This is a genomic window from Methanospirillum sp., from assembly GCF_035560735.1.
Lineage (GTDB): Archaea > Halobacteriota > Methanomicrobia > Methanomicrobiales > Methanospirillaceae > Methanospirillum.
Genome location: NZ_DATMYY010000193.1, coordinates 1 through 2,713, shown reverse-complemented (window position 1 = coordinate 2,713; position 2,713 = coordinate 1). Strand labels below are relative to the sequence as shown.

Genomic DNA, 2,713 nt, shown 5'->3' with positions numbered 1-2,713 from the left:
ACTCAATATATGATTATAAAACCTTTCTAGAACTAACCAGCCTGGCTTTTCTTTATTTTATACCCCCAGCCGGGAAAGAAAGCCTGATTCCTGCTGCCATTGCAATGGGCATCCCCTGGCTTACCATATGCGCCACTCTTACATTCATCGATATCATCTCCTGCCTTTTTATGCTCTGGAATTTTGAGATCCTTGTACTGATTCCATTTATCGGGCCGAAACTGATACAGTTCATGCGTAGGGGCAATAATGTTTTAGCAAAACATGCATGGCTTGAACGACTTTATCTTGTCGGTCTTGCACTTTTTGTCTTTCTTCCTCTCCAGGGGACCGGGGCTGTTTCAGGAACTGTGCTTGGGAAGATGGCAGGGATGCCCCCGCTTGAGATCTTTTGCGCAATCAGTATGGGTTCAGCTCTTCACAGTCTGGTAATCGGACTATCAGCATATGCCCTGAATAAGTATCTGGGTCTCAATCTCTGGTACCTGGTGGTTTTTATCCTGGCGATGATTGTTGTGATCTCTGTGGGTTCATATTTCTGGTACCGCAATGTTGAGACAGAATATTCTCAAGACTAAGTGACTGATGATTAGGGCTCTATTTTTCTAATTCCTGTGTATACGAGGCCTGATCCAGGAGTAGAGAATAAGAGCAAATGATCCAAGGATACTTAAAAAAAAGAGTACGGAGACTCCGGCAAATATAAAGTTCCGGTATGCAGCGAGCCAGGGAATTATGGCGCAGAGATATCCAAACCCGCATACCAGTGGCGGCCAGAGAAATGCCCCGAGAATATTATATGCGGTAAAATGGTTGGGTTTCATCCTGCTGATTCCGGCAAGAAACGGGATAACAGTCCTGAGAATTGGGATGAAACGTCCTATGGTGATTGCCGTGTTTCCCCATTTGCAGTAAAACTCTCCACTGCGCTTCAGATCCTTCTCAGTAACAATTCGTGAGAAGTGTCTGGTGACAAAGGGCAGGCCAACATGGTATCCGAGCCGGTAACTGAGTTCGTATCCAAAAAAGCCTGCGAGGGTATACGCGATGAGGAGGTATGATATATCCAAAAATCCCCCTGCAGCTAGCATTCCGGTAAGAAAGAGCAGGGAATCTCCGGGAAGCCATAACATGGGTGGTATACCGTTCTCAAGCAGGATTATTAGAAACAGGATTAGGTAAAATGCAAGGCCGGCAGTGTCAGCAGCATTGGTGATATCGCCTGTCAAAAGCTGAGACAGAGCTTCGGTTAGCATCAGAGAAGATATATTGTGTTCCTCCATTTCTACTATGCTGCAACACAGATCCAACGCTTTAACCATTTTAGAGTAGACTTTGCTCTACCTGAGCCGGTAGAACCGGACGGAGTCTCCTCCCATGCATGAATACGGGATAGCTTATGATATTGTTGAGACTGCACGGCATGCGGCTATCGAGCACCATGCCAGGGCGGTTACGAAAGTCTGCGTGGATGTCGGTGAGATCTCGATGATCAACCCTGATCAGGTTGAATTTCTCTTCAATACCCTGGTTGAAGATGAACCACTCTTTGCAGGTGCCAAACTGGTTTGTTCAGTAATACCGCCTGAAACGCATTGTGAATGCGGGTATGTGGGCAATGAGATCTATATCTGCCCAAAGTGTGGTGCACTTCCATCTATTGAGAAGGGTAGGGAGATCGTGGTTACAAATATTGAGATAGAGGCTGAAGGGGAATGAAAGTAACACTGATGCATGGAGCCGGCGGTGAAGTGATGGGTGAGGTGATAGACATTGTCTCAAAGATCACCAATAAGAACGCCGGAGGAATCGGTCTTGAATCACTTGATGACGGAGCTGTTATCCCGATAGGGAACTCTCAAGTCGTCTTCACCACAGATTCGCATATTGTTCGTCCTCTCTTTTTCCCGGGCGGAGATATCGGGAGGATATCGGTCTGTGGGACTATCAATGATATCGCCATGATGGGTGGAAAGCCAATCGCAATTTCATGTGGGCTGGTTCTTGAGGAAGGATTTGAGTTTGAGGATATCAACCGGATTGTCGCCTCGATGAATGACGCTCTCAATGAATCCGGGGTAGCTCTCGTTACCGGTGATACCAAGGTGATGGAGAAAGGCAGTCTTGATAAGGTCATGATCAACACCGCCGGCATCGGAGTTGTAGAAACTGTGGTCAGGGACTGTGGTCTGCAGGTCGGGGATGTTATCATTGTTTCCGGATCTCTTGGTGATCATGGGTTTGCTGTCCTTGCGAGCCGTGAGGGATTCGAGTTTGGCGATCAGATAATCTCAGATGTTGCTCCTCTCGCCGGGATGGTGCAGGAAGCAATGAAAGCAGGTTGCATTCATGCAATGAAGGATCCAACCCGTGGCGGGTTTGCAAGTGCGATAAATGAAATGGCTCGAAAGTCAGAGGTCCAGGTAAGGATATCCGAAGAAGCCCTGCCGATCCGATCTGCAGTAAAGAGTGCCTCAATGCTGCTTGGGATTGATCCCCTCGAAGTTGCCAACGAAGGAAAGGTTGTAATGGGAGTTAAGGCTGAAGATGCTGAAAATATTCTTGATGCTCTTAAGTCTCATAAATATGGAAAGGATGCTGCAATTGTTGGAAGGGTGGTATCTGGAAAGGGAGTCATCATGGAAACCACTGCTGGCGGTGAGAGGTTTATTGAGACTCCGCTTGGTGATCCGGTACCGAGGGTCTGCTAGAA

At 47.3% G+C, this 2,713-nt stretch carries 4 protein-coding genes; 3 read left to right on the top strand and 1 reads right to left on the bottom strand.

The features are described from left to right. Positions 1-578, top strand: a 578-nt coding sequence (locus VN429_RS05725) for a small multi-drug export protein (protein ID WP_325630797.1), incomplete at its 5' end; no start/stop codon positions are given. 27 nt (positions 579-605) lie between these two features. Here the strand turns inward: VN429_RS05725 and VN429_RS05720 are convergent. Then, positions 606-1,283 (bottom strand): DedA family protein, encoded by a 678-nt coding sequence (locus VN429_RS05720; RefSeq protein WP_325630795.1) that lies wholly within the window; start codon positions 1,281-1,283, stop codon positions 606-608. Between the two features lie 94 nt (positions 1,284-1,377). Between VN429_RS05720 and VN429_RS05715 the strand changes: the two genes are divergently transcribed. Both VN429_RS05715 and hypE read left to right on the top strand, forming a co-directional pair. Further along, positions 1,378-1,719 carry a hydrogenase maturation nickel metallochaperone HypA/HybF gene (locus VN429_RS05715; RefSeq protein WP_325630792.1) on the top strand — a complete coding sequence of 114 codons (342 nt, stop codon included), beginning with the start codon at positions 1,378-1,380 and terminating at the stop codon, positions 1,717-1,719. Continuing rightward, a complete protein-coding gene (hypE, locus tag VN429_RS05710; protein WP_325630790.1) occupies positions 1,716-2,711 on the top strand; it encodes a hydrogenase expression/formation protein HypE in 996 nt (331 codons plus the stop codon). The genes VN429_RS05715 and hypE overlap by 4 nt, the downstream gene beginning before the upstream one ends. Positions 2,712-2,713 lie beyond the last annotated feature (2 nt).